At 52.2% G+C, this 26,956-nt stretch carries 22 protein-coding genes; 7 read left to right on the top strand and 15 right to left on the bottom strand.

What is annotated here, in order from left to right; genetic code table 11:
* Nucleotides 1-6: 6 nt before the first annotated feature.
* From STSP2_RS13700 to STSP2_RS13655, 10 genes are all read right to left on the bottom strand, one after another.
* On the bottom strand, nucleotides 7-1,461 hold the full coding sequence (locus STSP2_RS13700) for a hypothetical protein (protein WP_146663312.1): 1,455 nt from the start codon (nucleotides 1,459-1,461) through the stop codon (nucleotides 7-9).
* 184 nt (nucleotides 1,462-1,645) lie between these two features.
* Nucleotides 1,646-2,959, bottom strand: coding sequence for a type II secretion system protein GspK (locus STSP2_RS13695; protein WP_146663311.1), 1,314 nt, complete (start codon nucleotides 2,957-2,959; stop codon nucleotides 1,646-1,648).
* Nucleotides 2,952-3,815 (bottom strand): type IV pilus modification PilV family protein, encoded by an 864-nt coding sequence (locus STSP2_RS13690; RefSeq protein WP_146663310.1) that lies wholly within the window; start codon nucleotides 3,813-3,815, stop codon nucleotides 2,952-2,954. Before STSP2_RS13690 ends, STSP2_RS13695 begins: the two co-directional genes overlap by 8 nt.
* Nucleotides 3,812-4,798, bottom strand: a complete 987-nt coding sequence (locus tag STSP2_RS13685) for a type IV pilus modification PilV family protein (protein WP_146663309.1) — start codon at nucleotides 4,796-4,798, stop codon at nucleotides 3,812-3,814. The genes STSP2_RS13690 and STSP2_RS13685 overlap by 4 nt, the downstream gene beginning before the upstream one ends.
* A gap of 2 nt (nucleotides 4,799-4,800) precedes the next feature.
* Nucleotides 4,801-5,424, bottom strand: a complete 624-nt coding sequence (locus STSP2_RS13680; RefSeq protein WP_146663308.1) for a hypothetical protein — start codon at nucleotides 5,422-5,424, stop codon at nucleotides 4,801-4,803.
* On the bottom strand, nucleotides 5,414-5,851 hold the full coding sequence (gene gspG / locus STSP2_RS13675) for a type II secretion system major pseudopilin GspG (protein WP_146663307.1): 438 nt from the start codon (nucleotides 5,849-5,851) through the stop codon (nucleotides 5,414-5,416). Before gspG ends, STSP2_RS13680 begins: the two co-directional genes overlap by 11 nt.
* Before the next feature lie 46 nt (nucleotides 5,852-5,897).
* Nucleotides 5,898-7,103, bottom strand: coding sequence for a type II secretion system F family protein (locus STSP2_RS13670; RefSeq protein ID WP_146663306.1), 1,206 nt, complete (start codon nucleotides 7,101-7,103; stop codon nucleotides 5,898-5,900).
* A 43-nt stretch (nucleotides 7,104-7,146) separates the two neighbouring features.
* Nucleotides 7,147-8,838 carry a type II secretion system ATPase GspE gene (gene gspE / locus STSP2_RS13665; RefSeq protein ID WP_146663305.1) on the bottom strand — a complete coding sequence of 564 codons (1,692 nt, stop codon included), beginning with the start codon at nucleotides 8,836-8,838 and terminating at the stop codon, nucleotides 7,147-7,149.
* A gap of 36 nt (nucleotides 8,839-8,874) precedes the next feature.
* Nucleotides 8,875-12,399, bottom strand: a complete 3,525-nt coding sequence (locus STSP2_RS13660; RefSeq protein ID WP_146663304.1) for a secretin N-terminal domain-containing protein — start codon at nucleotides 12,397-12,399, stop codon at nucleotides 8,875-8,877.
* A gap of 207 nt (nucleotides 12,400-12,606) precedes the next feature.
* Nucleotides 12,607-13,581 carry a type II secretion system protein N gene (locus tag STSP2_RS13655; RefSeq protein WP_146663303.1) on the bottom strand — a complete coding sequence of 325 codons (975 nt, stop codon included), beginning with the start codon at nucleotides 13,579-13,581 and terminating at the stop codon, nucleotides 12,607-12,609.
* A gap of 240 nt (nucleotides 13,582-13,821) precedes the next feature.
* Between STSP2_RS13655 and STSP2_RS13650 the strand changes: the two genes are divergently transcribed.
* On the top strand, nucleotides 13,822-14,280 hold the full coding sequence (locus tag STSP2_RS13650) for a hypothetical protein (protein ID WP_146663302.1): 459 nt from the start codon (nucleotides 13,822-13,824) through the stop codon (nucleotides 14,278-14,280).
* Here STSP2_RS13650 and STSP2_RS13645 read toward each other — a convergent pair.
* Nucleotides 14,206-15,309: a DUF1573 domain-containing protein gene (locus STSP2_RS13645; RefSeq protein ID WP_146663301.1), complete on the bottom strand. Its 1,104-nt coding sequence runs from the start codon at nucleotides 15,307-15,309 to the stop codon at nucleotides 14,206-14,208. The genes STSP2_RS13650 and STSP2_RS13645 overlap by 75 nt on opposite strands.
* Before the next feature lie 180 nt (nucleotides 15,310-15,489).
* Here STSP2_RS13645 and STSP2_RS13640 point away from each other — a divergent pair, with 180 nt between their 5' ends.
* The 6 genes from STSP2_RS13640 to STSP2_RS13615 all read left to right on the top strand — a co-directional run bounded on the left by STSP2_RS13640 (nucleotide 15,490) and on the right by STSP2_RS13615 (nucleotide 22,825).
* Nucleotides 15,490-16,449, top strand: coding sequence for a glycosyltransferase family 2 protein (locus STSP2_RS13640; protein ID WP_146663300.1), 960 nt, complete (start codon nucleotides 15,490-15,492; stop codon nucleotides 16,447-16,449).
* A 98-nt stretch (nucleotides 16,450-16,547) separates the two neighbouring features.
* Complete coding sequence (locus tag STSP2_RS13635) at nucleotides 16,548-18,668, top strand: glycosyltransferase family 39 protein (protein WP_146663299.1); 2,121 nt, start codon at nucleotides 16,548-16,550, stop codon at nucleotides 18,666-18,668.
* Nucleotides 18,665-19,402, top strand: coding sequence for a class I SAM-dependent methyltransferase (locus STSP2_RS13630; RefSeq protein WP_146663298.1), 738 nt, complete (start codon nucleotides 18,665-18,667; stop codon nucleotides 19,400-19,402). The genes STSP2_RS13635 and STSP2_RS13630 overlap by 4 nt, the downstream gene beginning before the upstream one ends.
* 18 nt (nucleotides 19,403-19,420) lie before the next feature.
* Entirely contained in the window at nucleotides 19,421-20,557 is a 1,137-nt protein-coding gene (locus tag STSP2_RS13625; protein ID WP_146663297.1) for a glycosyltransferase family 4 protein, read from the top strand.
* Between the two features lie 41 nt (nucleotides 20,558-20,598).
* A complete protein-coding gene (locus tag STSP2_RS13620) occupies nucleotides 20,599-21,705 on the top strand; it encodes a glycosyltransferase family 4 protein (RefSeq protein ID WP_146663296.1) in 1,107 nt (368 codons plus the stop codon).
* Between the two features lie 100 nt (nucleotides 21,706-21,805).
* Entirely contained in the window at nucleotides 21,806-22,825 is a 1,020-nt protein-coding gene (locus STSP2_RS13615) for a PEP-CTERM sorting domain-containing protein (RefSeq protein ID WP_169853224.1), read from the top strand.
* Nucleotides 22,826-22,934: 109 nt separating this feature from the next.
* Here STSP2_RS13615 and STSP2_RS13610 read toward each other — a convergent pair whose 3' ends face one another.
* From STSP2_RS13610 to STSP2_RS13595, 4 genes are read right to left on the bottom strand one after another with little or no spacing between them, the layout of a single operon-like run.
* Entirely contained in the window at nucleotides 22,935-23,951 is a 1,017-nt protein-coding gene (locus STSP2_RS13610) for a glycosyltransferase family 4 protein (protein ID WP_146663294.1), read from the bottom strand.
* 4 nt (nucleotides 23,952-23,955) lie between these two features.
* Entirely contained in the window at nucleotides 23,956-24,966 is a 1,011-nt protein-coding gene (locus STSP2_RS13605) for a glycosyltransferase family 2 protein (RefSeq protein WP_146663293.1), read from the bottom strand.
* Nucleotides 24,967-24,982: 16 nt separating this feature from the next.
* On the bottom strand, nucleotides 24,983-25,978 hold the full coding sequence (locus STSP2_RS13600; protein WP_146663292.1) for a glycosyltransferase family 2 protein: 996 nt from the start codon (nucleotides 25,976-25,978) through the stop codon (nucleotides 24,983-24,985).
* A gap of 14 nt (nucleotides 25,979-25,992) precedes the next feature.
* Nucleotides 25,993-26,946, bottom strand: coding sequence for a glycosyltransferase family 2 protein (locus tag STSP2_RS13595; protein ID WP_146663291.1), 954 nt, complete (start codon nucleotides 26,944-26,946; stop codon nucleotides 25,993-25,995).
* Nucleotides 26,947-26,956: the final 10 nt, after the last annotated feature.

The raw sequence follows: 26,956 nt of genomic DNA, 5'->3' as shown, positions 1-26,956 counted from the left end.
TCCGGTTTATTGGCGTTCGAGTGTGACGGTGAATACATCTCGGTTGCCGCTTCGTGATGAGCGGTCCGTCACACGCTTCAGATTTTCATTTTCATCTATGGCTGTATATAGTTTGAGGGTGTGTATCTTCGAGGGCGTGTTGCCGCGGATGGTCATATTGTTTTCGTTTATGCTGATCTGATCAATAGTAAGATCCGCATTCTTGAGGTTTTCATCGTTTAGTGCCGAGAGGATGAATGTGAGTTTTGCGGGCATCGAATTTTCGTCGCCAAGAGCGAGGCCCGACTTCTGGTTTTTGAGCTTATTCCGTTCGGATTTGAGCTTGGAGACGATAGGTATTTTGCCGGCTGGTGGTTTGCCGTGCATTGCGCCTTTGTACTGTTCGATGAGTTTTGCTTGTATGCCGTCGGCCTGGTATTCGGCGGTTTTGAGCTTGAGATGGAAGTGTGCCCCTATCGCGAGTAGTATTACGGTTGCGCAGACGCTCATGGTTCTCAGGCAGGTGCGTATGGCTTTCTGACGGCCCTGGTAGGGCATGAAGTCCTCGCGAAAGTCAGTGCGGCGGCAGAATGTAAGGTCGCCAAGCGCGGCACCCCATGCGAATGCGATGTGACCTATTTCAGGAATGTCATAAGCTAGGTCGCCGGATGCGCCCGTAAGCTGGAGCAGGTCGACAGGCTCGATCTGAGCGGTCGTGACGTCTGCGAGCGATTCGGTGTCGATGCTTTCGGTGGTGTCGATCAGATATAGTTTGGTTATGTCGACGTCCTCGTTGAGAGACGCTATTGTCAGGGGCAGCTCTCGTTTGAGGACCGAGGTTTTATTTTGTGTTGGGGTTACTATGAAGGACCTGGTGGATGCTTCATATTCGGTGCTGGGTTTGATGAGATAGCATGCGGTTTCGGTGGCCATCACGTAGAGCGAGTTGTCCGGTGTCTGGTCATCGATGTATCGTTCAAAGAACCGCACCAGTGATGCGACGTCTGGTTCGATAGCTGTCGGGTCGATGGATTTTGACAGCAGCGATTTGAGCAAGTCGGTCATCTCTTCGCGGCCGGCGGTGAATGTGGACACGTAGGAGCCGATGGCGTCGGCGGCGACGATGTTGAAGGTCACAGCCAGTCTGGTTGCGTCAGTAGCGACGGCTTCTTCTGCATCGAAGCTGATGGTGCTGGCGATCTGCCTGCGTTCCTTGAATTCGCTGCGAATCGTGTGCTGGGTGTACAGCGAGCAGTCAACGGCAGCAGCGGCAGAATCAAATTTGAGGTTCTTCTGCGAAAGAGCCTTTGAAAGCTCAACGGCCAATTGTTCGTATGACTTTGGCTGGTCGTCGTTTTCGGGGTCGGTTAGCTTTACGCTCACCGCGCCGACGAGTGATGCACCGGAGGTGTGGCCGGCGAGCACAACGGCGGTCGCTGAATCATTAGATATATAGAGTCCCAGGCTGTTTTTGTGTTCCACGTAGATCGCTCCACAATACTACAAAAAAAAGATATATCATTGTATCGGTTTTTCAGGGCAAATGCTTTGCTAAAGCGATACAAAAAAGTCCTCTAATTCGTCTGTCCGTACATATTAGACCGTTTTGCAGCTTCAAAGTTCCTGCAAAAATGTTCTGTAGACGGGTAAGTGCATTAGAAGGCCGTCAATAGCTGTATTGTGCGACGGTAGAGACTTTCTTGTCGTCTTTTACGACGGTTGCCACTGATACTGTTCTTGCATTTCCGCGTTCGGCAGTAACTTTTATCGAAAAGAACTTACTTTGCGTCGTTATGAACGGTTTTGTGCGGCGAATTATGTCCGAAAAGCCGTACATTCGGGTTTCGAAGTCCTCGATATCCTTGAATGGCTGCTGTTTTCGCTCCTGTATGACTGCTTCGGTTACCTCTGCCGGGCTTCCTCCGAAGGCGAATGCTGCTTCGAGTACATGGCGCGGGGCGGTGTTTATATTGACTTTCTGCGAGCCCCATACAGCGAGATATTTGAGAGGTGCAACGTAGCGGTCGCCGGTGTTGTCTATGGGCTCTGCAAGTTTTTCGAGATCCACTATCGAGCCATGGAGCAGACGGGCGAAGTCGCCGGCGTCGGCGGTGGCGGATCGGCGTCTTGTTACGGTTCGGCTGCGGTTTGCAGTATTCCTTCTGCGATCTCGGGCGTTCGGCTGGGATGGTCTGGATGTTTGTTTGACCGGTTTTTCTGTGGCGGTCGGCTTGGTTGACGGTTTGAATTCTTTGTACTCGGCGACTGTGTCAAGCTGCTTTTCGAGCAGGTCAACGTCTTCCCAGCTCAGGCCCATGTAGCCGCAGAAGATGTCGAAGGAGTCTTTTGCCTGCCGACGGTATTCTTCGTCTTTTATCGTGGGCCACATTATGGGCATCTTTGCGTTTTCGTCCTCGATCTCGATCTTTACGGTGGCGTCGCCAATTTCGATCTCCATCGGATCGGTTACGTAGGGCCATTCGGGTCCGTACGGGCCTGGCACGGTGACAGTGTTAGGATCGACTGCGGGATTGTCGTAGTCGGCTCGTTCGAAGAATTCGTCGATGGTTTTGAACTCGCCGGATTTTTTGAGATCGTTGAGTTTGGTTCCCTTTTTGTATATGTCGCTCTTGTCGAACATCAGTTCGGGGTTGGCGGCCAGGTATAGCTGCAGTTGTTTGTATTCTTCTTCGTTCAACTGGAACAGATCGGAGAAGTCCCAGAACTCGGTTGCATATTCGCTCTGGCGGAGTTCGAAGTCCATTTCGCCGACGGTTGCCAGGGCGTATTTCATGGCGGAATCGGCGGCGTAGCGTGCGTTCTGGTAGTCTATCACGTACTGTTCGCGATGGCGGTGCGTGGACATGCGCGAGCCTATGGTGTATACAGCGGTGCTGGCGAGTACGAGCACAAGCAGAACGAGTATGAGTGCTGCACCTTTTTGTCGTGGATTGGATTTTATAAGTGCGCTTCTATTCATTTTCTTCAAATTCGAGTTCGTCTGCCGACTGATCCGTCATTTCGCCTTCAGTGTCTTCGTCCAGGTCCTCCTGATCTTCTTCATATGAGAAATCATTCGGGTCGGGCAGTTCGTATTCCTCTTTCATGAAGCTGTATTTTATCTTGCGTGTACGGTCCACAGCTATGACTCGGGTCACGAGGTCCTCTTCGAGTATCTCGAACTCGCCGGGCGCGACTTCGACGGGGTCGGCGAAAGAGAGGACTATTTTTACGGCTGTGGGCAGTTTGGAAGACGCCCAGGTTTGCAGCTCTCTGCCGTTTGCCATGCCCAGTATTTCGAAGTAGGTCAGGCCCGTGGCGACAGGAATGAAAGGCTCCAGGTCCGAGTCCTGCAGGTCCTCTTGCGAGGGGCTCTCTTCAGTGCCGACGGTGTCGAGGATAGGGTCCTCAAGGGCCATGCCGCCGTGGGCACGATAGAGGATGAATGACTGGCTGTCAGGATCGTAATCGGTCTGCCAGGTGACGCTTTCGAAGGTGTGGGCCTTGTTGCTGCTGTCGTAAATTCTGTTCTCAATGGTTAGCCTGGCTCTCGTGATGCCGCGGAATGTGTGGTTTCTTACGGACAGTCGTGTATCGGAGCCGGGCATTGCGAGTGTGTCCAGGTCCTCAGTGATCAGTTGAAGGACGTCGGAAACCTTGTCGCGTGAGCCGATGGCTTTGTGCATTGTATGTGTGGCCGAGCGTATCCTGTTGAAAGCGGTCAGCGTCGCGATCATGATGATGGATGCGGCTACAACGGCGGTGACGACTTCGAGCATGCTGAAGCCTGCGTGGTGCTTGCTGCTGTTTTGCCGATAGCTGTTTTTCATGATCATTTAAAAGACTGGAAGAGCTTGTAGAACATCTCAGCGGTACTTCTGTCTATATTGTAATTTTCCATTAACTCTTCTACTGTCATATCCATTGCTTGTTTTTCCTGTTGCTGGTCATCAGGCTGGTTTTCGTCCGGCTGCTGATCCTGTTGGTCGTCCCGGTCCTGGTTGTCATCGGTCGGATCGCGCGGGTCGGATGGCTCGTCCGGCTGTGAGGGTTCATTGCGCGGCTGCGTTTTTTCTTTTTCTTCCCATTCAGATTGTTTGGGGCGTATCTGGTCGGCTGCGGAGCTCGAGGGGAAGTATTTGAAGACTGTTCTGCCCATTCTGGAAGCTGACCTGTAATCGCCCTGGTCGGCGGCTTCTTCCGACCATTCGGGGAGTTTGTTCTTAATGCCCTCGGCGGGATCGGAGTCCGGGTATCTTTCGAGCAGTTCATCGACGACGATCGCGGTTCGCTGGTAATCACCTGTGTCGGCGAGGACGCTGGCGTGTTTGTAGAGGCCTTCCGGGCTGTCGCCGTATGGGTACTCTTCGAGTTCTTCGAGGAATTCTTCTTCGCGTTTTTGCTGGTCGAGGATCTTCTGCACGTCCTCTTTGGACAGGTCGGTGACCCAGTTGGTAAGCTCGACCTGCTGCTGTTCGGCATCGCGGTCGAGATAGGTGGCTGAGCAGGTTGCCTGGATCCACATGCGGTTTGTGATGGGTTCATAGAACGGTTCCACGACGGTTTCCCAGCTTATCTCCGGGTACTTTTCTGATGCGCCGTACTCGTTCATTTCCTCAACGGAGGTCTGGGCGAGCAGTTTTTCCATGTTCATTCTGGCCGTTTCGAAGGCCCGCATGCGATTTCTCGAATCGAGTGTGGCCTGGAGCAGATTGCTGGTGGCGGCGAGTATCGCGCAGATAACCCCTGCGAGCAGGGCCAGTGCGAGCACCACCTCCATCAGTGTGAAGCCGTGTTTTTTAGTTCTTCTGCTTTTCATGCTCAGAATATAAGTTCCGTTCGCGATCTTGGTTTAAGGACGTTTTCGAATATTTCGCTGTCGCCCTCTACGAGTTCGATGTTTCTGCCGATACGGTTCACTATGATCGACCAGGGGTTGCCGTCCTGATCTATGAGGACTATCTTGCCACCGTTCTGCCACCCGGCACGACCCGCGAGAAACGTGGCGCTTGTCGCGTCTCGGCCGGGGCCTGGGAATCTTGAGTCCGTACCGTCATCGAAGTATACGTAGTCGAACTGTGCCTGGGAGGGTGTCAGCTCGACCTGTTTGATTATCGGATTTTCGCTGAGGGATTTTTCCATGCCCTCGGGCGGTATCTCGCGAAGCGTGTAAGTCTGGTCAATGAAATCGATCCGGATAGCGTAGCGGTTTTCGCTTCGTGCCGCGCCGTCGCGGGCCATCTCGAAGGTCTTGATCAGGTCGCGTGCCTGTGACTGCAGTTTGGCAGGTCCGATGCGGCCCGTCAGTGCTATGGAGGCAACAGCGGTCATCAGGCCGATGACCACGACGACCATAATAAGCTCGATGAGCACGACCCCTCTGGAGCGGTGCTCACCGGCTTTATTGTTTCCATATGCAAGATGTAGCGTGTTTTTAGCTTGCATCGGTACTGTAGAGGTCAGCGTTATAGTCCTCGCCGCCGGGCTCTCCGTCAGCACCATAGCTGATGATGACGAAAGGCTTTCCGCTGTCTGGATGTCTCATGTAGACGAAGTCGTTGCCCCATGCGTCCTGCGGTACTTCGGTGGTTTCGAGGTATCCGCCGGGCGTCCAGCCGGTAACGTCCGTTGGTTCCACGACCAGCTCTTCCAGGCCCATATCTTCGCTTGGATAGCGGCCCGTCTCGAACTTGAACTGGATCACAGCGTCGTGGAGTGTCTTAAGACTTGACTTGGTTGTCTGGACACGGGTTTTGTCCATGACGCCGGTAAAGCTTCTCATTGCGACGGCACTTAGCAGGCCGAGAATCACGATGATTGCGATCAGTTCGACCATTGTGAATGCTCTTCTGTTACGTCTTTTGGCTCTCATGTTTCCCTCTGAAAAGTAGTTTAGCTTTGAATTGCGTTTTCAAATTTTAAATCTGCGAAGAATACTGAAGTATCGGCAGAATGGTTGCAAAGACCACCAGGCCCACAACTATAACCAGTCCGACGATGATCACGGGTTCCAATGCTGCGGATAAACGCTCGATTACTACGTCGGAATTGGACTCGAGGTTCTGGGAAATTGACATAAGCATTTGTTCGAGTTCACCGGACTTTTCGCCTACGGTGACCATATGGGCGATCGTGGGGTCTATCACGCCGCTGTCGCGAAGGGGGGTTGCGATGTCGGCACCGGAGAGTATGCGTTCTCGCGACCTTGTTATGGCGTCGGCCATGATGGTGTTTCCGCTGACCTGTGCGACGATCTTGAGCGATTCAGCCATGGAAAGGCCCGAGCCGAGCAGTGTTGACAGCGTCGACGCGAAACGCGCGATGATCCTTTGCCTGATCAGCGGGCCGAACATCGGCAGGGAGAGTAGAAACTTGTCCCTGATACGTGCTCCGCGGGGTGTCTTGACGAATTTCTTGTAGGCCGTGATGATGACTGCGATACCGCCGAAAATAGCCAGTGCCCAGGGGCTTCGCATTACTTCGCTGGTTTTCATCATCGCCTCGGTTATCCAGGGCAGTTCCTTTGTGGGGATCTGCTCGATGATCTTGGGCAGTATGAAAACTGTCAGGATGAACACGGCGATCGTACAGGCGGTGATGAGGATCATCGGGTAGATCATCGCGGTGAACATTTTGGATTCGACGCGACGTCGTTTTTCCATGAAGTCGGCGATAGTGGCCAGCGACTCGGACAGCGTTCCGGTTACCTCACCGACGCGTACCATGTTGACGTAGATGACGTCGAAGTACTGCGGGTATTCGCCGAGGATGTCCGCGAAGGATTCGCCGCTGATGACGCGGTCGCGCAGGTCGGTTATCGCATGCTTGAATTCTTCGTCCGATAGCTGCTGGACCAGTACCGAGATCGCCTCGGTGAGCTTGATGCCCGAGTTTAGCATAGTCGAGAGCTGGCGGGTGAATTCGGTGACCTGGGCCTTGCTGTTCTTCTTGAATATGCGTTTGATAGACGCTGACTGTTCTTCGCGCGGGGCCTGCTTTATGCCCGTAGGGTGGATGCCCTTTGCGCGGAGGTGTTTTCGGGCTGAGAACGGACTTTCAGCGGTCACAGTGCCTTTGACTGTTTTGCCGTTGTGGTTTATTGCTGTGTATGCAAATCTTGCCATATTTATCCGCTGTCAATACAGACGATGGTTGCTGTTCGTACGTCTAGTCGGGCTGGGTCACTCTGAGGACCTCTGCGACTGTTGTCACACCCTGTGCCGCTTTATCTGAACCGTCCATTCGCAGTGTTCGCATGCCGTTTTCGATCGCTTTTTTCTTTATGACGCCTGATGAGTCACGGCGGTAGATCATTTCGCGAAGGTCCTCGTCGACTGTGAGCAGCTCGTAGATGCCGATACGGCCGCGATAGCCTGTGTCGAAGCATTTCGAGCAGCCTGTGCCGACGTAGAATTTCGTATTTTCATTGCCCGGTCCTATGCCGAGTTCGCGAAGCTCGTGTGCGCTGGGTTCGTACGCCTGGCGGCACTCGGGGCAGATACGCCTTACTAGACGCTGGGCTAGTATGCACAGCAGCGACGAGCTGACGAGATACGGCTCGATGTCGAAATCGAGCAGTCGCGAGACGGCACCTGCCGAGTCGTTCGTATGCAGCGTACTGAATACGAGGTGACCGGTCAGAGAGGACTGGATCGCGGTAGCGGCTGTCTCCTGGTCACGCACCTCACCGACCATTATCACGTCGGGGTCCTGACGCAGGATGTGCCGAAGGGCGTTTACGAAGGTAACGCCTTTTTTGCTCGCTACCTGCATCTGACTGATGCCCGGAAGCTGATATTCGATCGGGTCCTCGACGGTCATGACGTTTTTCTGAGTCGAGTCGATACGGTTGAGACATGAGTAGAGCGTTGTACTTTTACCCGAACCCGTGGGACCTGTTACGAAGATCACGCCGTGGGAACGGTTGATCATGCCGTCGAATCGTTTTCGGTCGTTTTCCGCGAACCCGAGGTCCTTCATGTCCAGCAGGCCGGTGGTTTTGTCGAGAATACGCAGTACAGCACGTTCGCCGTAGCTTGTGGGGACGGTGCTGACACGCAGGTCGATCTCACGCTGACCGAGGCGGACGGATGTTCGGCCGTCCTGGGGCATACGTCGCTCAGCGATGTCCATGCCGGCCATGACCTTGATACGGGAGATGACCAGTGAGAGGACGTTGCGATTGAGGCTGAGGGTGTCGTATAGTATGCCGTCGATGCGGTAGCGTATCTGTATTTTTGTTTCGAACGGATGTATGTGGATGTCGCTGGCACGCATCTGCAGTGCGCGGAAGAGGACATCGTTTACGAGCCTGATGACCGGCGGACGGTTTACGACGTCGAGCAGGTCGTCGGAGCTCTGGACCTCGTCAGCCAGATCGTCGAGGTTCTGCGAGTCGAGTTCTTCAGCGACTTCTTCGATGACGGTCGTCTTCTGCTCATATGCGACGTCGATGGCCGCGGTGATGGTCGTCTTGGACGCCAGGGCCGGCTTTGTGGGCAGGCCCGTTAGTTTCGAGACGTTGTCGACCGCTGCGGTATCGAGCGGTGACGCGGTTACCACGGACAGCTCGTCGGTGCCGTTCTGGATTCCGATCAGGTAATGGTGCTGGGCGTAGGTAGCAGGGACGGTCTCGACGAACTTCGAGGGCACATCGTCTGCGGTTATTTCGGAATAGTATTCAAGCCCGAGCGCATCGGCGAAGAGCTGCAGTACCGCGTCCTCGGTAAAATTGGGCGCGGTGAGCAGTTTCTGGTCGATGCGTCTGGAGTCCTGTGCGGTGTCCTCCAGATACTGAGCCAGCGAATCGGGATTTACTATTCCGGTTCTTTTGGCTGTATTTATTAGTAATTGTTTCATCGCAACTTATACAAAGGTAACGGGTGTCTGGTTCGATTATTCTGCATCAAGTACCTTGAGCGGGTCGACAGGTTCGGGTTCGATGCCTGGCCAGCTCTGGTATTCCTGGAACTCGCGCTCCGCGTCTTCGAAGGCATCACGTTTTTGTTTAGAAATGTTTTCCAGGTCAGGCAGGCCTGTACTTTCCTGATTTGGTCTTACGATGTGGGCCTTGACAAAGATGTATAGCTTTGTCTGTTGGTCGCTGTTGTTAATGCCTCTGAAAAGGCCTCCAACCAGCGGCAAGTCGCCGAGGAATGGGACCTTTTCGGTTCCCTTGGATTGGTTGAGCTGCAATATTCCGCCAAGTATGATGGTGCTGCTGTTCGGTACTGTCACAGTGGTACCGATAGTATTGGCGCGTTTTGGTCCGGGTGGAACGTTCTCATCTGATGAAGAGGGTGGATCCTGGTTTGATCGATCAAGTTCGAGTTCAAGTCTGAGCAAATCACCCTGGCTGATATGTGGAGTGATCGTGAGATTTATGCCGGATTCAAATTCATCAAACGTAGTGGTTTCCGCGACAAAATCATTATCGCCGCCGGAACTTTCCGAAGAGGTTCTGGCTACGTAGATGGTATTGGTGGCATCTATTACGCCTTCTTCATTGTCATTTACGAGTATCTTTGGCTGTGCGAGCACTCGGCCATAGCCTTTTTCTTGAATTAAAGTCAACAGGCCCTGAATCTGGTTGTCGGCGTAGAATGCGTCTAACCTGCCGCCGGATGACCTTAGATCAAGGAAGTTGCTTCTGTCCCAGGCATTGGTATTCAGATCATTAAGTACATCGTCTGTAGTTGTGTTTCCAATGTTATTGAGCAGTCCTGACGTATGGTCGAGGTCGGGGAATGCGCTGACCAGTTCGAGGTCGTAATTGAATGTCTCATCCTTGCTGATCTCTACGAGGGTCACGTCGATCAAGACCTGCGGTCTGAGTCTGTCGAGTATTTCGATCATTTCCGCGACCTGTTCCTGCTTTTTGCGGTTTGCGTAGACAATCAGAGAAGCGGATTTTTCATCGGGTACGATTATCACTTCCTCTTCTTCCATCTGCTGTTCAGTCTGGACCCCGCCTTCCTGGGCGACGCCTTTGCTTTCGACTGAAGTTGCATCGAGTATCTTTTCGAGCACTGTCGCAAGCTCTTCGGGTTTCTGGTTTTCCAGACTGTATATGACGTAGGGATTTGCCGCCTTTTCGAGTTTTGCGTCTACGTATGCGATGACCAGGGCGACCTGTTCGTGCTGTTCTGGTGAGGCGTTTACGAGCAGTGAGTTGGTCGCTTCGAGGACTACGACCTGCGGTTCTTCGCTGAGTATGTCCTCGCCGGTGCCCGCACCAGTTGTGGTTGTGGTTTGCGGTTGCGGCTGTCGCTGATTGGTCTGGGGCCTTGCTGGGGTTCTTCTGGTGGCGGTTCTGGACCTGCCGCCGTACTGCCCGGCGGTGCCGCTTATGATTCCCAGTTCGGAGAGAGTACCTTGAACCTCTTCGGCACCAACATTTTCGATCTCGTACTGGCGTATTTCGCGGAGGTCCTGTTTCTGAACGTCGAGGGCGTCGATGAGGTCATCAACTGCGTCGATATCTTCTTCGACACCGATCATGAGTATGCGGTTGGTTCGTTCGTCAACGTCTAGATATATACCTTCGACCGGCTGCTGGCCACCCTGATTTGCAGTTCGTTGCTGCGGCCTGCGCTGCGGAGTGGGCCTTCTAGCTGGGGTTCTGCCCGCGGGCTGCTGAGGGCTGGAGGCCTCGGGGCTTATCGTAACAGTTACGCTTCCGAGTTTTTCGGCGAGACTTTCCAGTTTTGTGACCAGATTCGCGGCCAGGGTATATTTGAGCTGACGATAGGCGAATGTCTTGGGCTTGCCGGGCACGTCGATCATCTTGAGCAGCTTTTCTACCCTGTTGATGCGATAGGCGTACTCAGTGATGATGAGTGTGTTGGTCTCGGGTATCTGCTGTATGTCGACGGTGAGTTTCATGTTTTGGAGTAGTTGCGCTGCGCTTTGGGTGTCGACGTAGTCGAGTTTGTAGATGGTTGTCGCTATGACATCGCCGGGTCTCAGGCCGTCGTCTGGTGTGCGGAAGGCCGGGTCCTGTGCGAGCGCCTCTGCTTCGGGGACGATGGTTACGAGATCGCCTCGACGGGTCATGACGAAGCCGCGGAACTTGAGGACGGTTTCGAGCAGGGCGTAGGTGTCCCTTACTTTGATCTTGCCCTCGTGAAGCTTGAGTGTGACGACGCCTTTGATCTTGACGGGGTCGTAAATATAGTTGAGTCCGAGCTGTTTGCCGACCAGTTCGATCAGTGCGGTGAGCTCGACCTTTTCAGGCAGTGTCAGGGTGGTTTCGAGTTCTTCCTCGCTGAGTTCCTGCTGGAGATAGTCAAGAGTGTCGCCTGATCTGTCGCGAGGAGAGGGTTCTTCCTGTACGATATCTTCGACGATCTTGGAATCTTCGTCGGCTGGTTGTGTCTCGGTGTCTAGCGGCTGCTGTTTTTCCAGTTGGGTGGGCTCCTGCTCCTGCTGGTCGGGTTGGGGGCGGCCTTGTTCGGCGAGTTTTTTCAATGCTTCCAGCAGCGTCGGATCCATAACTTTGTCGGTATTTATGCCGGGCATGGGTCCAGACTCTTGATTTTGCTGGGCCTCGTCCTGCTTTTCAGCCTGCTGAGCTTCGTCTTCTGCAGGTGCCTCTACGATCTTCTGTTCTGTTACAACCTGCTGTGACTGGCGTGCGGGTTTGTTTGGTTCTGTTTCGGCAGCGGTCTCAGCTTCCGCCAGTGCGGCGAAGAGCTCGTTCTGCATGAAGTCTTCGTCGGTCTTTTTCTTCTGTGAAGGCTGTTCGTCAACTGCTTTTTCGGGCTGATCCTGTTTCTTATCGGCCTGCTGTTTGTCCTTGAGTTTTTCAAGAGCGGCGACGAGTTCGGGGTGCTCGGCCGCGGCGGGTAGGTCCGCATCTTCTTTGGCCTGCTGCTGTTCACTAAGTGCTGTTTTGACCTTGCTTTGGATGGTTCCGAGAAGGTCCTCAGGTGCGATGACGATAAGGCTGTCGCCGTGTGTGTCCACGATCGCCAGCGGGGAGGTTTCACCGAATGGAGGATCGGTGAACGTGCCGATTCGAATGTTTCCGATCTCGTCTTCTATGGCCGTGAAGTCGGGGAGCTGTTCCGCTTTCTCAGCGGATGTGATCTTTCGGAAGCTGTAAGGTCTTTTCGAATCGATGACCTTTAGGACTTCGCGGGCCTTTCGAGTGTCCTCAGCGTCCTGGCCGGTTACAAGAATGATGTTGGAGGTAAGGTCGTTGACATCCTGACCGATATCGAGAGATTTGAGAATCTCGGCGGCTTGTTTTGCCGGGACGTTGATCAGCTTTTTGGAAATGTTCCTGCGGATAGCTGCTTTCTTTGTTTTGCTGTCCTCTGCGGCACTAAGCAGTGTCGGCAGGGCGGTGAGGATCACAAGAACTATCATCAGATTGAGCCGATTCCTTCGGTAGCAAGATAACCATCCTGTAAGCATTTTTACTCCAACTATTTGTCAGGTATTTTGAATGAACAGTTTTTTATTTATCGGATTTGCTCGGGGCCGACTGAGCAGGTTTTCCGATTTAATCACGTCGATGCGTCTATTGTCATAAAAAGGCGTGCCAGGAGCCATTAAAGTGTGCTTGGCACGGTTTGTGGTCCCATAATCAGTGGTCCGTCGATAGCCTGCCGGTTCGCCGGATCAGTTGTCCTTATCCTCCGATTCGGCCTGTTTGGGTTCGGGCTGCTCCTTGTCATTGTCTGACTGCTGAGTCTGCTTTTCGACCCTTTTGCGGTCCTCTTCGAGCAGTTTGAGCAGCGAGCTCCAGGCCTGCATTTCCTGTTTTTTCTGTTCGGGTGTCGCGTCTACGTTGGAAGAACGTTTCATGACCTGCTGAATATCGGCGATGTTCGAGTCCAGCATCTTTTTGCGTTCCTGGGGCGTTTGTCTTTTAACAGGTGCCTTGCGTGCTGAAACGGGTGGTTTTCTGCCCCGCGACCGATTTGCATTAGCTTGTGTGCTGGGTCGTGTCTGGTTCGGGACGGCTTTGTGTTCGATATTGGCCGCTTTGGCGGTGACTGTTGAGGTCGTTGTTGAGTCGGCGGGGGGATTTTTCAGCAGGGAAACGGAATTCTTTTCCGGAGCGTAGAGGTTGCTCTTCCTGCCGTTCTGGTCGAGTACGACCATGTCATCGCCTATCTCAGCGATCACATGGTGGCGTACGGTTTCGCCCAGACGGACCCATTTCTGACCCTCTGCGGGCAAGTCGATCAGGGCGAGGGATTTCTGCGGCTGATCGATGTACCTGCATGTGCCTACCAGCTTGAAATTGGCGCGGGTGACGTTGACGCGTTTTGGTTCCGGCCGAGGTTGGGGTTCTGGATTGGGATTTTCTGCGATCTGCCTGTTCTGTGTACGCTCCTCGGGGTCGGGTTTGGGCGGTTCAGGCGGGTCGATCCTCAGTTTGAAGGCCTTGGCCTGCTTTACGAGGGGTGAAACCGTGTCTTTATTGCCTGTGTCCAGGGCGATCTTTTTCATTATCTCCACTGGTCCGGGTTCCTGCATGATAGCGTGTTCAGCAGGTTTGTATTTGAAGGCATTAAAACCAACCCATGCCATGGTGGCCACGGCCAGGATAATACATATGAAAGTAGCAATTCTTAGTAATCGTATCATTGAAACTCCTGTATGATCAACGATCAGGCGTTGTAAAAACAATGTTTACAACGAGATATCGGAATCCGAGCAGTAGTAACTTAACTTTACCGTCCACAATTATTCACGAAACTTAACGCTAATTCGTGTCGGCAGTATTGCATCTGCACAAGCTGCGTATGTCCGTGTTGCTACGGGCAGTGTTGTTGTGTTTAATTTGACATTGAAAAACAGTATTTGTTCCCGTTTGGCTGGGAGAAAATGCAAAAATATCGCATTTTTCGGGTTATGCCCGGGTGTTGTACAGCGGGCGTGGAGCAAAAGTTCGAAATTTATGCTCAGAAGCCGTTTCAGAAGTGCTTCGAAAATGGTCCAAAAGTGAGCAAAACGGGGCAATCATGGGTGAAAGATGGACAAAAATGCATAAGGGCACCTCTAACAATTCATTTTGGCGGACAAGCGAATCTTTTTGGTTCCGAACGGCGTCAGACAAAAACCGCTTTAGCTACAACTAAAGCGGTTTTTGTCTTCCTTGCCGGAACGCGAAAATCTTCTACTTGCCGCTCAAAAGCAATTATTAGAGCTACCCATAAAAAAGGGACAAGTCTGTTGTGTTTAAACTTGCCCCTTTTTGATGTGATCGGGTTATTTTTTGATCCAGCCGCTGGCATTTATTTCAAGTTTTTCGCCATTTTCAAGATTGATGGTCAGTTTATCTGAGAAGAATCTGCCCTTGTTGTCCTCGGGTGCGGTGAACTCAACTTCGAGCTGAGCCCGGTCGCCGAGTGATTTGCGGTTTACGACTTCGATCTGGCCGTCGCGTGATTCGACCGATTCGACTTTGAGGTTTTCGGCATAATTGCTCTTGATAAGGATTGTGCGTTTCATGGTCTCGCCGCGCTGGGCATTCTGGAAGATGATGCGGGCGGGAGTGACCTCGAAGAGCGGCTGAGTGGTGTAGAATATTCTCAGGCGTTTGGTCGTTGGGTGGTCGAGCGTCAAAGTTATGGAGCCGGTGAGGTTTTTGGACAGTTTTTCCAGGTTTACTTTGGGCTTGATCGTGAATTCCGAGGCCTTTTTGTCCGGGTCCAGGTTCGCTGTAATGACGTCCCTTACGGTGCTGAAGCTTTTTACTGCGAATTTCTCGCCGTCCTTGCTTTTCAGGGTGATATTGGGGATGCCGGCGTTATCTTCTTTGAGCGAGAGGTTCATCCGCTGTGGACCGTACTCTATGTCGAGTTCGATCTTTGCCTGGATCGTGACCTGTTTTCTTGGTTCATCAGGGTCATTGCTGAGGATGTAGAGGTGCTTTTTGTCTGTGCCTTCATGTTCCGAGGCAGTGTAAGTGACCGAAAACTTACCCGATTCACCCGGCTCATATGTTTTCTTCTTCAATGCGGGTACGGTACAACTGCAGGTGCTTTTAATGTCAATGACCTTGAGAGGTTTGGAGCCGGTATTCTTAAATTCGAATTCTGTTTTGTGGACGGTTCCGGGGCCGACGATCCCGAAATTGTGCTCGTTATCCTCAACTGTAACGTTGGGGGCGTCCTTTTTTTCGGCTGAGGCTGTATCTCCGGTCGCGGGGGCGTCGGTTTGTGTCTGATCAGCCTGGTCCGGTGAGACGATCTGCTGCTGGGATTGGGTTTCTACTGTGGTGGATTTCGCTGCCTGAGGTTCCTGGCATCCAACGATGGCGGGGATGAGCAGGGCGACAATTACTAATGACAAAACGTGAGATGTCCTCATTTTTACCTCTCAAATAGTCAAATGGAATTATTTATGAGCGTTGATTGCCGATACATAATTTAGCAAAGCAAATTCTTATTATCAATAACCTTTTTCGGCGACGTTTAGATAGGACTTTACATAGGATTTGAATCGGTTTAGAATCGCCGCCAAATGTAAGTCCCTTTTCAGGAGCATATTATGGAAAATTCTGCTGCCCTTGAACTGTCACTTGTCATACCTGTTTTCAATGAAGAGGAAAGTCTTCGTCCGTTATACGATGAGATCACCTCAGCCTTGAGGGACAGAGACGGCTATGAAGTAATATTTATCGATGACGGCAGTACTGATAAGAGCCTCGAGGTCCTGCAATCCTTACGCGAGGGCGATGAACGGGTTCGGATCATAAAATTCCGCAGAAATTTCGGTCAGACGGCGGCGATGGCGGCTGGTTTTGAACATTGCCGGGGCAGGGTAGTAGTACCACTTGACGCCGACGGGCAGAATGACCCTGCTGACATCCCGAAACTGGTGGATAAGCTGGACGAAGGGTATGACATAGTCAGCGGATGGCGAAAGGACAGGCAGGATAAGTGGCTGAGCAGGGTTTTACCTTCTCGAGTTGCGAACTGGATGATCTCGAAGATAACGGGTGTGTCATTGCATGATTATGGATGCACCATGAAGGCATACCGGTGGGATTCGATCAAGGAAATACGTCTTTACGGCGAGATGCATCGTTTTATTCCGGCTCTGGCGAGCTGGGGCGGTGAACGCGTTGAGGAAATGGTCGTAAATCATAGGCCGAGGACTACTGGCGTAGCCAAGTACGGCTTGAACAGGACATTTAAGGTTGTTCTGGATTTGATCACGGTCAAGTTTTTGGCGTCGTTTTCGACTAAGCCAATTTATGTTTTTGGCGGTATTGGCGGTTTGTCCGGTGTAGCTGCGATGCTGTCGTTCTTTACGGTATTGTGGCAGAAATTCATTTCGCCGGACCATCTTTCGATGAACCGCAATCCGCTGCTGCTGCTGACGGCGATGCTGATAATAACTTCGTTCCAGTTTTTGCTTATGGGACTTTTGGCGGAAATACTTGTGCGAACATATCATGAATCGCAGGGCCGCAGGATCTATACTATAGAGAAGATCATGGGATGATCGGGAGAGGGGGCAACGCTTTAGGGCACCTCTAACAATTCATTTTGCCGCTCAAAAGCAATTATTAGAGCTCCCCTTTATTTTTTTGGAAGGTACCGATGGGGCGTAACAAAAGCAGACGCAGAAACAGGGTTAAAGGCAGCGAGCCCAAGGTTCAGACGCAAGGTATGAAAAACCGTGACATCCCAGTATGGGCGTGGGCGGTTATTGCGTTGATACTGGCAGGCATTCCTTTTTCGATGGGCAAGTACCTTGAGCTCAGTACGCCGGGGCCGTTTGACAGCGGGGCGTATGTGTATTCGGCTGCGCATCTTCTGGACGGGGCGAAGCTGGGTGTTGACGAGATGAGTTCGGCGCGGCCCGGGACGTTGCTGGTGAACGTGATCGGGGTGGCGCTGTTCGGGTACAACGATACGGGTCCGAAGATACTGCAGGGGATATTCCAGGTTTTGGCTTTTGCGATGATGTTCTATACTCTGTGGCGGGTTTTCGGGGGGCTTGCTGCGGTTTTCGGGGTGTTTGTTGCGTCTTTTTATCTTTCAGCGCCCATTCTGGCCAAGTTCGGCAATGTTAAAGAGCAGTACATGATCGCTCTGATGATAGCGGCTGCGTGCTGTTTCGTGCTCCGGCGGTACGGTGGCGGCTGGTGGCTGATGCTGGTTTGCGGCTTTTTTGCTATGGGATCGTATTATTTCAAGCCGACCGGTTTGTCTGTTTCGGCGGCGGTGTGGCTGTGGCTTGTGGGCGGTGCGGTTATCGGACACATAAACTGGCTCAAGGCAGTTAAGGAGCTGGGGTTGTTTGCGGCGGGAGGTGCTGCAGGTCTGGTTCCATTTTTGCTATTGTATGTATGGCAGGGGCAGGCGGGGCTGTTTTTCGAGCGTGAGATACCGTTTGGCAGGGTAGAGCTGGCGGTGATGCTGACAGTAGCTGTGTTTGTTGTGCACCAACTGATCGTTTGCAGGGGTCATATAGTTGCAGGGGTCAGGTCGGGTGTTCGTCAGATCCACAAGCCTGTCTGGATATTTGCCGGTGTCGGAGTCCTGATCGGCTTGATCGTGCTGACCAGCTTTTACGTTTATTTTGATAAGACCCACGTAGCCGATGGTCGTGTCTATGCTCAGGGTGAGGGGTTTTATTATCTGCTGGACGTGCCGTTTATCGGAGCGGTTGCGAATGTCGTTTACAGCGTCGAGGGGACCTTGCATAGAGGGTTAGGATTGGGTTCATATGTAGGTTCCAGCCGGGCGGTCAGAAGTTTTTCGGAGCAGGCGGAGTTTGTCTTACGTTTTTACGGTGTGTTGATACTTCCGGTGCTGATGGGGATATTGACGGGGGCGGCGGCTGCTGTTCGGCGTTTCGTGAAATCGTTTACTTTTGAAACGCGGGATGCGGTAGCGGTGTTTTTGTTTGTATGGTGGGTTGGGGATATGGCTTTGCTGTGGCTGAGCCCGAGGCCTTACGAGCAGTATTTTCTGCCGTTGAATGCCTCGGCTGCTATGTGCGGGGGATACCTGGTATGGCGGCACTGGGGGCTGCTTGCTGGGGGCAGGAAGGGTGTGTGGGTCGGCAGCGGTGCGGTTGCGTTGGTCGCGATGCTTGTGATGATTACGCCGGTGTTTGCGGGTGTTCGCAAGAGTCCGTGGACGGGGAACGATTATGGCGGTGAGCGGAGGAGGGGGTATTTGACGAAACTTGAGCAGCTCGGTGAGCAGAAGCGGCGGGGGGGCGTGAGTGCGTGGCAGCAAGTCGGCAGGTATATCAGGCAGAACAGCGATGAGGATGCGGAGATGTATGTCTGGGGATGGTATCCGGGCATTTATGTGGAGGCGCAGCGGTTCAGCCCGGCGAGGTCGGCGTTTGAGGGTAATATGCATGTGATGAGTCCTTCCAGGCTTCAACAAGAGGTGTCGCAATTAATCGAGCAGTTCAAAGAGGATCCTCCGCAGTTTATTGTGGATTCCAGAAAAAGGCATTTTCCGAATGATCGGCCTCCTTTGGAGCTTTGGCCTGTTACGAAGAAAGGCTTGCTGCCTAAAAGGTCGGATGTTGTTGAGCGGTTCGAGACGGAGTATTCCAGGTTTCTGGCTGAGCAAATTGAGGAGCAAGAAGCGGAACGGTTTGAGGTTATGGGAGCTTTCCGGAAGTATGTCAGGGAGAACTATAAACCCGTGAAGACCTTTGGTCCTCATGTTTTGTTTGAACGGACGAAGGGATGAGCCAGAAAGAATCGAAACTCGAAGAAGATTTGCAAGGCCAGCAGAGGTTTTATGAAAATACCTGGGAGAAAGGTCTTGCAAAGGGGAAGAAACAGCGGGGGGATCTGCAGAGCAATTTGAGCTTTCTAGAGAAAACGGGGCTGTTGGAGAAGCCGTGCAAAATACTTGAGATCGGCTGCGGTATAGGATCGGTTGTGAGCCGGCTCAGTGAGCAGGGGCATGATGCTGAGGGAGTTGACATTTCTGAGACTGCTATTCGTTATGGGCGCGAAGAATATCCGGGTGTGAAGCTGAACGTTCAGGCTGCTGAAAAACTTCCTTTTGCCGATGGATCATTCGACCTGGTGCTGAGCTTCGATCTTTTTGAGCACATATCCGAGATTGATTTGCACATCGAGCAGGTCAAACGCGTGCTTCGAAATGGCGGGTACTATTTGTTTGAAACACCGAACAAGTACAGCAACGCATTATTTGAGACAATCTCGTCAAGGTCGTTGAGGTGGAAACGCTTTCATCCTTCGCTGCACAGTCCTGGACAGTTGAAGAAACGATTGGAGAAGCATGGTTTCGGTGTTAGTTTTGTTAAGATCAGTCCTGTTAATGATTACAATATCATCAAAGTTCGCAGAGTGTTCGGTGGTGCAGCAGCGAAGCTGTTTTCGAGTATCGGCTTCAGACGGCTGCCTCTTTTCATGCAGACAAATCTTTATGTTGCGGCACGGAAAGAAGAATAGGATTTTGGTGCAGGCAAGATGATCAAACTTCTTATGATAAACTATGAGTTCCCGCCCATTGGTGGTGGCGGTGCGAATGCCAATCTGCAGTTGCTCAAGCAATTTGCGGGTAATCCAGAACTGCAGATAGATCTTTTGACCTCTGCGCCTGAGCCTGGTGTTTTTACCGAAGAGTTTGCTCCGAATGTCAAGGTGACCCGGGTTGGAGTGCATAAGAAGTCACTCCAGTGCTGGCGGAAAATAGAAGTTATAGAATGGCTCATGAAGGCGGACAAGGTTTGCAGGCAAATGGTGCGCAGTAATGATTACGATCTGGCTCACGCGTTTTTTGCGTTTCCTAGCGGCTGGTTATGCTATCGTAACCGTGGCAAGCTGCCTTATCTGGTGTCTTTGCGTGGTTCTGACGTGCCCGGTTTGAATCCCCGTTTTAAGCTTGATTACAAGTTGCTTGCGCCGCTGTTCAGGCGGATATGGAAGAACTCTAAATTGCTTGTTGCGTGCAGTAATGGACTAAAAGAGCGAGCGAAAAATTTTATGCCCGAAGCCGACTACACTGTCATTTGCAATGGTGTGGATACTGATCTTTTTAAGCCCGGCCGGAACTGTTCTGATGGGACCTTTAACCTGATCACGGTGGGGAGACTCAGTGCTACGAAACGGCTCGACCTTCTGGTTGAAGCTGTTGGAATTCTCAGAGACAAAAAGCATGATGTCAGGCTTTCTGTGGTTGGAACGGGTCAGCTCGAGAATGAACTCAGGGAGGATGTTGCTGAGAAGGGCCTGGAGCATGCTATAGAATTGTCTGGGCACTTAAAGCCGAAGGAAGTTTGCAGGCTGTATCGTAAGTCCGATGCTTACATAAGCGGCACTATGTCGGAGGGTATGAGTAATTCTATGCTGGAAGCGATGGCGTGCGGCCTGCCCTTGATAAGCACAGATTGTGAGGGGCTTGAAGAGCTGCTTGACGGGAACGGCATTGCCGTTGCTGATGCGAATCCCGGGGCCCTGGCTGATGCGGTTGAGAGGCTTATAGCGCAGCCGGAGATGCTGAAGTCAATGTCGGAGATTTCACGTGAGCGTGCACTGCGGTTTTCCTGGCAGGATTCTGCTGCTCAATATATGAGTTTATACAATGAGATTTTGGCGAAATCATAAAAGCATCTTTGATTTATCCGAGCATTTAGGAGTTGTGACACATGAACGAGCCCATAGAAGTGTGTTTTGTTTCTCCCAAGTCATATTGTCTGTTCAATCATGATGCGAAAGGATGTATTGGCGGGGCTGAGGTCGATCTGTATTATCTTGGTACTGAGATGGCGAGGGATGATGATTTTAAGGTCAGCTTTGTGGCTGCTGATTTTGGGCAGGCAGAAGAAGAGAGCTGGGAGGGGATCAGGGTTCTCAAGAGTTTGGATTTTTCGCAGAACTCCCTTGCCGGCGCTATGAAAGTATGGCGGGCCTTGAAGCGTGCTGATGCGGATGTGTATGTGATAAAGACCGCTTCGCCTGGGGTTCCGCTGGTGAGGTTTTTTTGTCTGCTGTATGGTCGCAAATTCGTTTACAGGACCGCGCATCGGTTCGAATGTGACGGGACCTATCTGCGAAAGCACACATTTTTGGGTAGGGCCTTTATTTGGGCCTTGAGACATGCTGACCGTATTTTCGCACAGAATGATGCAGATGCGGAAGAACTAAGGAAGACGACCGGGCTTGAGTCTGCAGTTGTGCCGAATGGCCATCGTATGCTGGGGGTAAAGCCGGGAGAGAAAGAATTTGTTTTGTGGGTAGGCAGGAGTATCGGTTTTAAGCAGCCGAGGAAGTTTTTCGAACTGGCAAGGCGGTTCGGGACTGTACGGTTCGTGATGATATGTCAGCGGGCGACTGGGGATACTGGTTACGCTGAATTGAAAGCGGAGGCGGATGAAATCGAGAATCTTGAATTCGTCGAGCAGGTCCCCTTTCATGAAATAGAGGGATATTTCGCAAGGGCGAAAGTGCTTGTGAATACAAGTGAAGCTGAGGGGTTTCCAAATACATTCATACAAGCATGCAAGTGTTCAACTGCAATTTTGTCGCTGAACGTCGATCCTGACGGATTTCTGTCAGAGCATGGTTGCGGAGTCAGTTGCGGTGGTAATGAAAAGCTAATGGCGGAGGAACTGGGGAGGCTGCTTGATGGTGAAGAGTATCTGGAATACGGCAGGAAGGGGCGTAAGTATGTAGAGGAGCATCATGATGTTCGCAAGATCGTGGAGGTTTATAAAGACATATTCAGGCGGTTAATACGCAGCAATGTCGACTAAAATAGACAGGAATGCTCGGTTTATGGTTGACAAAAGTGGTCGGGATAGTGTAATCTACCTCTTCTAGTTGTAATTGGTTTTATAGCTTATGGAGGTAATGATGAAAGTTGCTAATTTTAGTCTGTTTGTTCTGGTCGTTGTTTCAGCTAATGCATTTTGTAGTACAGCGGTTGTTTTTGATTCTAATTACAGGTCAGAAGTTTACGCGACATATCCGTCTTCGAAGAGCCTGGGCCAGGTTGGGGGGATGGAATTCGATTCCGAGGGCAATCTCTTTGTATCTCATTATGGTGCTGAGTTTGAGGGCAATGACGGTTCTATTTACAAGATAACGCCTGATGGTAACGCAAACGAATTCGTGAGTGGACTTCATTTTCCTGGTAATATGGTGTGGACCGGTGGTACGGATTATGGAGACTACCTTTACGTGGGCGACGGGACGAGGCCCACGAATGGCCGTCGTGGTGGTATTTACCGTGTTGATATGCAGGGCAATATTTCTCCTTTCGCTACTGCCGGTAATGAGCCTTATGCACTTGGGTTTGACGAAGAGGTTGGGATGATGTTTGCTGGTACGAGGGGCGATGACCATTTAGACAAAGTTTTGAGTGATGGTTCAACGCAGCTTTTCAGCGGGTTTCCCTATGGGATGAACGGCGGCGGTCCGGCTGGGATAGACATTAATAATGGTGACAAATACCCGGGGTACATGTATCTTTCCAATGATGGGAAAGGCGAGAACTACAGCGGTGTGTTCAAGCTAGACGAAAACGGCTCAGCGAGCCGAGTGGCTGAAGGTATACTGACATCTTTCAGGTTGGGGTTTGACGACGTTGGTGATTTTGACAACAGCCTTTTTGCGACTGGCATTAGTCGGGAACATCCTGGGCTTTGGAGTTTGTATAAGATAGAAGAAGACGGCACCTACAGTCTTTTTGCAACGGGCGGTGATATGCATCTGAATGTGTTTACATTCGGGCCTGACGGGGCGATTTATGCAGCGACGCGAGCCTGGTACAGCGATAAAGTGACGATAAGCCGTATCTCACTAATTCCAGAACCGGCGACACTTGCCTTGTTTGGGGTTGGTGTGGGGGCAATCTTGCGGCGCAAACAATAGTAATTATTAATTATTCCAAGTGACTGCAGTGCTGCAATTGGTGGCGTGAACTTGTGTTGGGGCCATACCCGCAGATGTTTTTTTCATGGGTTAGCACGGTGTGGTCTGGCTAGTCGGTGAGGGTGTGGAATATTTTGGCTAGTTGGGCAGCGATGGTGTCGGCGTTGTAGTTTTGTTCGATGATCAGGCGGCCCGTTTGGCCCATTTGTTTTTGTGCGTTCCAGTTTTTGTACAGGTCTTCGAGGGCCTGACGCCATTTTTTGGGGGTGTCGGCGGGGAAGCCTATTTCGCCTTTCTGGAAGACATCTTTGTTCATGCCGACAGGTGAGGCGATGACGGGCAGGGCGGCGGCCATGTACTGAAGCATTTTGAAGGAGCATTTGCCGCGGGTCCATTTGTTGTCGGGCAGGGGCATGATGCCGACGGAGAATCGGTGGAGAGTGGTTGCTTCGTTTTCGGGTGTCCAGCGGATGAATTCGACCTGATCCGGGGGCAGCGAGTTATGCTTCCAGGGTTTGTTGGAGAGGACCACCAGGCGGGTGTTTTGGTGCGCGGTGAGGAACTCTTTGAGCGGCTGTTCGATGTCGTCGAGATACTTGTTGTTGCAGGCCAGGCCTGTCCAGCCTATTGTGAAAGTTTCCGGTTCCGTGTCGATCTGCCGGGGTGTGTAGCGGTTCAGGTCTATGGCGGTGGGGACGATGTGGACGTTTTGATTGTACTGGCTGAAGTGATCTGCGAGGTAGGAGTTGCCTGCGACGACCGTGTCCATGTTGCGGGCGATGAAGGGGGCTGCGACTCGTCCGAGGGGGAAATTGAGCCAGATGGCGTCGTCGGCGTCGAGGACGCGGGGACGTTTAAGCAGTTTTTCGAACGTGGGGTAGCCCTGGACGAGCTCTTTGCCGATCCAGATGAGGTCAGCGGAACGTGAGCGGAAGAGGGCGGGGATGCGTGCGGCGGCTTTGAAGGGGCTTGGCAGGCCGCAGCTTTTTTCGAAGAATGGTATGTGTTCTTCTACCGTTACGCCGTGCGATTCGAGCCGTTCTGCATATTGCCGAATGCGGAAGCGTGTTGAGGGAGTATTTTTGCCGGCGGTCAGGGCTGCGATTTTGATGTGTTTTTGCGTCATGAGTTTAATGTCTGCTCTGTTTTGGGGTTGGTTTGGCGACTACGCGGCTGCGCAGGTTGAAGGTTCTGATGATCCTTGAGGCGAGTCGGCAGAGGTTGGCGGTTGTGTTTGGGCATGCTGTCATTATTTTCATGTTTCGTATGTAAGCGTTCGGTAGAAGGTTATGAAATTCGTCAAGGAGCAGGCGGATATCGTTTTTGCGGGCATCGAAAAGCATCGAGCGGATCCACTGGCGGAGGAGTTTGGCGGCGCAGGGAGTGAACTGATCGAGCTTGTCGTGCTGCTTGGCGAAGGCGAGATTGCGGCGGATGAAGTCGGCGTATGTTTCAATCGGGCAGGTTGAACGCGAAAGGCTTTCGGGGTTTTCAACGGTGTAGATCGCGAGCGGTTCGGATATGAAGCCGAAGTTTTCGGTGACGGCTGCGATGCGGAACCACAGGTCAAGGTCCTCGAAACGCGAGATTGATTCGTTGAACATGCCTACCTGTTCGAGAATAGTTTTGCGGATGAGCATGGTATCGGTGTGGCCGGTGATGCCGTTTGCGAAGGCGGTGTAGTAGCTGTCGAAGCGGTTGTCAGAGGATGTGAGCGTGCGGCATTTTTCCGGGTCGACATCTGGTGCGGAGCGGGTGCGGTCATGAGATATTCGGATATAGTTGGCGGAGCAGAATGCGAGGGATTGGTCGGCATCGAGAAGGGCGAACTGCTTTTCGAGTTTTTCCGGCAGCCATTCATCATCTGCGTCGAGGAAGGCGATCCATTCTGCGGATGCTGCTTTTATGCCAGTGTTGCGGGCTGCGCTTACGCCTGCATTTGGCTGATGGATGTATCTTACTTTTTCGCCAAAGGATTTGACTATCTCGGCTGTGTTGTCGGTGGAGCCGTCGTCGATGACGATTATTTCCTGGGGCGGTGCGGTCTGGGCGAGGACACTGCTGACGGCTGTTTGAATGTGTTCGGCAGCGTTGTAAGCGGGTAAGATGACGGAAACGGGTTTTGATGACGGTTTTGTCATAGGCCTTTCGTTCTTGTCAGTCGGTCGGATGCCATACTCTCTTGCGCAATCGGAGCTTACGAGAAATAGCGGAAAGGAGCAAGCAGGTTTTCATCGTTAGCTGCGGGAATATGGACAGGACGTAGAAAAACAGATAGAGCCCGGGGGGCAGCAGGTTTCGGAAGTCATTTATTGCAGAACGAACGTTTTTGACGCGGTCGTCGAAGAGGGCCGAGCGTATCCAAGCTACGAGTATTCGGCGGGCGCATGGTTGAAACGCGTCTTCACAATTGTGCTGTTTTGCGAGTTTGAGATGGTGACTCAAGAAATTATTCGTATCTGCGTAACTGGCTTTGTTGCGGGCGAGACTGCCCTGGACGCCCATGTGGTAAATTGCGAGCGGTTCATAAGCAAAGCCGATGCGAGGGTGGTTATAGGCAATTTTGAGCCAGAGGTCGATGTCTTCTGCGAGGTAGATGTCGGTTGGGAACATGCCCGCTTTGAGGATGGCGTTTCGTCTGATAAGCATGGTTCCGGTCCAGCCGAAAACACCGATAGTGAAGGCTTGCATGAAGTCATCGTAGGTGTCGCTTCCATTAAGGATTTGATTGATCTCGTCCTTTGTACGCAGGGGGACTCTGGTTTGGGTGTCGCAGAGACATCGTATGTAGTTGCCTGTGATCCAGTGCAGGTCCGGATGTCTGGCGAGTATTTCCAGTTGCGTTTCGAGTTTGTTGGGGAGGTATTCGTCGTCGGCATCGAGAAAGGATATCCATTCGGAAGTTGCGGTCTGGATGCCTGTGTTTCGGGCGGCGCCCGGGCCAGCGTTGTTCTGATAGATATATTTGATGCGGTCGCCGAATTGTTCCAGGACCTGTTTTGTATTGTCGGTGGAGCCGTCGTCGACGACGATGATTTCGTTCGGCTGTATGGTCTGTGCCAGGACGCTTTTGACGGCGCGGGGGAGGTGCTCGGCTGCGTTATAGGCAGCTATGACGATACTGATCGTTGTTTTATCGTATTGGTCGGGCACTTATATAGACCTGATTAAACTTTCAAACGCAGAAGGCGGTTGATCATTTGCAGCGTCGGCATCAGGGCGGTCGTGGTGCGCGGTGAGATTGTCAGGATACGGAGTATAGTGTGGTAGCCGAGCGGCAGGATGTGAGGAAAACGGTCGGTGAGTGGTCTTATTTCTGAGATGCGTTCGTCGAAGAAATACTTGTGAATCCAGAAGCGGAGGAGGTGTTCGGCGCAGGGTCTGAATCGGTGGTATGCGTTATGGTCCTTCGCGATCTGTATGTGTTTTTCGATGAGGTCGGCCAGGATCGAGGGGGACTTGTGAACCTTGGTTATGCTGTTTGCTACGTGCAGATGGTAGATGGCGGCGGGCTCGGGGCTGCAGCCGATCCTTGGGCAGAGATATGCGATACGCCACCACATGTCGAGGTCGTTGGCCATGGGCTGATCGGGAGTGAAAAGACCTGCTTCGAAGAGGATTTGGCGTTTGACTATGATCGTGTCGGTGCAGCCGGTGGTGTGGTTGATGAAGGCCTGGAAGTATTCTTCGAGGTATTGTTTGTCCGACAGGGCAGTCCTCATGGCATCCGGGTCTGACTGGTTTTTTTGGGTTTTGTCGGCGCAGTAGCAGAATTTGAAGTTTGCGGTTGACCAGTGCAGGTCCGGGTTGTTTTTCAGGATATGTTCCTGGTTTTGCAGGTGATGGGGGAGCCATTCGTCGTCGCCGTCGAGGAGAGCGATCCATTCGCTTGTAGCTGCTTCGATGCCTGTGTTGCGGGCGACGGAGGCACCGGCGTTTTGCTGGCGGATCAGTTTGACTTTGTCGCCGAAAGATTCGATCTTTTCGGCGGTATCGTCGGTTGAGCCGTCGTCAACGACGATGATTTCGTCTGCAGGTCTGGTCTGCGCCAGAACACTTTCTATTGTCCTGCCGATATACTTTCCAACATTATATGCGGGTATTACGGCGGCTATTTTCATGGGTGTTTTA

It is taken from the genome of Anaerohalosphaera lusitana (assembly GCF_002007645.1).
In the GTDB taxonomy this organism is placed as follows: Bacteria; Planctomycetota; Phycisphaerae; order Sedimentisphaerales; family Anaerohalosphaeraceae; genus Anaerohalosphaera; species Anaerohalosphaera lusitana.
The sequence above is the reverse complement of the archived record's forward strand: the minus strand, read 5'-3'. Positions and strand labels throughout refer to the sequence as shown.

Excerpts from the sequence above, each read along its gene's own strand:
- STSP2_RS13660 (WP_146663304.1), bottom strand. The coding sequence starts at position 12,399 with ATGCTTACAGGATGGTTATCTTGCTACCGAAGGAATCGGCTCAATCTG.
- STSP2_RS13610 (WP_146663294.1), bottom strand. The coding sequence starts at position 23,951 with ATGACGCAAAAACACATCAAAATCGCAGCCCTGACCGCCGGCAAAAAT.
- STSP2_RS13630 (WP_146663298.1), top strand. The coding sequence starts at position 18,665 with ATGAGCCAGAAAGAATCGAAACTCGAAGAAGATTTGCAAGGCCAGCAG.
- STSP2_RS13620 (WP_146663296.1), top strand. The coding sequence starts at position 20,599 with ATGAACGAGCCCATAGAAGTGTGTTTTGTTTCTCCCAAGTCATATTGT.
- STSP2_RS13635 (WP_146663299.1), top strand. The coding sequence starts at position 16,548 with ATGGGGCGTAACAAAAGCAGACGCAGAAACAGGGTTAAAGGCAGCGAG.
- STSP2_RS13655 (WP_146663303.1), bottom strand. The coding sequence starts at position 13,581 with ATGATACGATTACTAAGAATTGCTACTTTCATATGTATTATCCTGGCC.
- gspE (WP_146663305.1), bottom strand. The coding sequence starts at position 8,838 with ATGAAACAATTACTAATAAATACAGCCAAAAGAACCGGAATAGTAAAT.
- STSP2_RS13685 (WP_146663309.1), bottom strand. The coding sequence starts at position 4,798 with ATGAAAAGCAGAAGAACTAAAAAACACGGCTTCACACTGATGGAGGTG.
- STSP2_RS13695 (WP_146663311.1), bottom strand. The coding sequence starts at position 2,959 with ATGAATAGAAGCGCACTTATAAAATCCAATCCACGACAAAAAGGTGCA.
- STSP2_RS13615 (WP_169853224.1), top strand. The coding sequence starts at position 21,806 with ATGAAAGTTGCTAATTTTAGTCTGTTTGTTCTGGTCGTTGTTTCAGCT.
- STSP2_RS13625 (WP_146663297.1), top strand. The coding sequence starts at position 19,421 with ATGATCAAACTTCTTATGATAAACTATGAGTTCCCGCCCATTGGTGGT.
- STSP2_RS13690 (WP_146663310.1), bottom strand. The coding sequence starts at position 3,815 with ATGATCATGAAAAACAGCTATCGGCAAAACAGCAGCAAGCACCACGCA.
- STSP2_RS13640 (WP_146663300.1), top strand. The coding sequence starts at position 15,490 with ATGGAAAATTCTGCTGCCCTTGAACTGTCACTTGTCATACCTGTTTTC.
- gspG (WP_146663307.1), bottom strand. The coding sequence starts at position 5,851 with ATGAGAGCCAAAAGACGTAACAGAAGAGCATTCACAATGGTCGAACTG.
- STSP2_RS13645 (WP_146663301.1), bottom strand. The coding sequence starts at position 15,309 with ATGAGGACATCTCACGTTTTGTCATTAGTAATTGTCGCCCTGCTCATC.
- STSP2_RS13650 (WP_146663302.1), top strand. The coding sequence starts at position 13,822 with ATGCAAAAATATCGCATTTTTCGGGTTATGCCCGGGTGTTGTACAGCG.
- STSP2_RS13605 (WP_146663293.1), bottom strand. The coding sequence starts at position 24,966 with ATGACAAAACCGTCATCAAAACCCGTTTCCGTCATCTTACCCGCTTAC.
- STSP2_RS13680 (WP_146663308.1), bottom strand. The coding sequence starts at position 5,424 with ATGCAAGCTAAAAACACGCTACATCTTGCATATGGAAACAATAAAGCC.
- STSP2_RS13670 (WP_146663306.1), bottom strand. The coding sequence starts at position 7,103 with ATGGCAAGATTTGCATACACAGCAATAAACCACAACGGCAAAACAGTC.
- STSP2_RS13595 (WP_146663291.1), bottom strand. The coding sequence starts at position 26,946 with ATGAAAATAGCCGCCGTAATACCCGCATATAATGTTGGAAAGTATATC.